Raw genomic sequence first — 2198 nt, 5'->3', positions numbered from 1 at the left:
CGCCGCCGTGGTGCCGCCGGCCGCGCCGCTATACAGCACGTTGCTGCTCGCGGTGGCGCTGGCGAACGAGGTCGTGCCACGCAGGTCGGCCGCGGTCGCACCGGAGATGGTGGTGGAGACGTTCGACTTGGTGGAGTAGCCGACCGTGGTCTGCAGCGCCTGGTTGGCGATCGACTTCGCGGAGTCGATCAGCTTCTGCAGCGAGGTGATGCCGGTGTTGGCAGCCTGCAGCACCTGCACGCCGTTGGCGATGCCATCGAGCAGGTTGTTGATGTCGCTGGCGCGGTTGTCGAGCGACTGTGCGGTGAAGAAGTTGGTGGGATTGTCCAGGGCCGAGTTGACGCTCTTGCCGGTCGAAAGGCGGCTCTGAGTGGTGGCGAGAAGATCAGCGGTGGACTGGAGAGAAAGCAGGTTCTGACGAACCGAGGAAGAGAGAACGATACCGGACATTGAGTGTTACCCTTCTGGTACGCAACGCAACAAAACTTCGATTAGGATTAATCGATGCCGGGACGGTGAACGTTTGGGGCTAACAAAGCATGAAGCGTGTCGCGCCAGTCCTTCCGCGGATTCACCATGTGCGCGATCGGAGCCGGATCGCGGTTCGTCGTATCGTCATGATCAAATGACGCTTTTTGGTGCAGCGACGACGCGTTTGCCACTTGTCAACCATAACTCAGAGTGAGCAATTCGCTGGACTTGAACGCATCGTCGGAGATTGCCAGGCGGCATTCTGATGCCGGCGCAAAAAGAAAGCGGCGGGGCCGAAGCCCCGCCGCCGGATCTTGCTTGCGATGTCGTCCGCGACTTAGCGGAGCAGCTGCAGCACGCTCTGCTGCGACTGGTTGGCCAGCGACAGCGCGGAGACCGCGATGGACTGGCGGGTCGACAGCGCCTGGCTGTTGGCCGCTTCGGTGTTGGTGTCGGCCAGCGTCAGGTTGGACGAGCCGGTCTGCAGCACGTTGATCAGGCTCTTGTTGAAGTCCTGACGGACCTGCACCACCGAGAGGTTCGAACCGAGGCTCGAGGCTTCCGAGCGCAGCGTGCTCGACGCCGCGTTCAGGTTCGCCAGCACCTTGTTGGTCGCGGAGTTGTCGATGAAGTCGACGCCGCTGGTCAGGGCAGCGAGGCCCAGACCCTTGGAGTTGTAGGTCACGCCGGTGATGCTGAGGTTCGACTTGCCGGTCTCGTCGAACACCAGCTTGAGCTGGTCGCCGTTCAAGAGGTTGACGCCGTTGAACGAGGAGTCCTGCGCCGTCGTGTCGATCTGGTTCAGGATGTTGTTGTACTGGTTGACCAGGTTCGAACGCGAGGTCTGGGCAACCGTGTCCTGGACGGGGCTGGAAGCCGTCGAGAACGTCAGCGACGAAGTCAGCGTACCGCCGATCGCACCACCCGCGGCGCTCGAACCGATGGTCGAGGACGCGTAGTCGTTGGTGGTGGAGACCGTCAGCAGGCCGTTGGCGTCGATCGTCGCGGTCAGGTTGTTGGCCTGCAGCTTGGTGTTGAGCTGATCGAGCGTCTTGACCGTGCCGTTGGTGCCGTCGCCGAAGGTGACGTCAACCGCGGTGCCGCCGTTGAAGGAGGAGAAGGTCAAGGTCTTGCCGCTGATGCCGCCGATGCCGGAGGTACGCGCCGCGGTGAAGGCCGTCGAGGTCCCGGTATTGCCGGCGAGGCCGAGCACGTTCAGCGCGTTGCCGGTGCCCGTGATCGACAGATCGGCATTGACGCCGGTCGAGAGCTTGAGCGCACCGGAAGCGTTGATCGACGAGTTGGTCTGGCCGGTGGCGGTCGCAAGCGTCGCGGTGCCGTTGGCGTTGATCGTCGCGGTCTGCACGCCGGTGGCAAGGTCGATCGCCTTCAGCACGTCGTTGACCGTGCCGGCCTGCAGGTAGACCGTCGAGTTGCCGTTGCCGTCGGTGAGGACGTTGCCGCTCGCACCATAACCGCTCGGAACGCTTGGAGCACCGGTCGAACCCGGGATCGGCGCGTTCTTGAAGGTGATGACGTGACCGTCGACGTTCAGCGTCGAACCGTCCGCGATCTCCGCACCCAGCGAGGCCGCGCTCGTGGTCCGGTTGACGTTGACCGTGGCGTTGCCGCCGCCCACAGACGTCGTCAGGGCAAGCGCCTTGAGCAGGTCGGCCTTGCCGGTGACGCTCAGATCCGCACCCGTCGAGCTCCTCAGCGTGACGGCG

The 2198-nt window shown here is 63.7% G+C and carries 2 protein-coding genes; both read right to left on the bottom strand.

What is annotated here, in order from left to right:
* On the bottom strand, positions 1-450 hold a 450-nt coding region (locus CO669_RS34750), incomplete at its 3' end, for a flagellin N-terminal helical domain-containing protein (RefSeq protein ID WP_502694553.1).
* Positions 451-808: 358 nt separating this feature from the next.
* Positions 809-2198, bottom strand: a 1390-nt coding sequence (locus CO669_RS34745) for a DUF1522 domain-containing protein (RefSeq protein ID WP_143278781.1), incomplete at its 5' end; no start/stop codon positions are given.

It is taken from the genome of Bradyrhizobium sp. Y36 (assembly GCF_002531575.1).
Taxonomy (GTDB): Bacteria; Pseudomonadota; Alphaproteobacteria; order Rhizobiales; family Xanthobacteraceae; genus Bradyrhizobium.
This window is presented reverse-complemented; position numbering and strand designations above follow the sequence as displayed.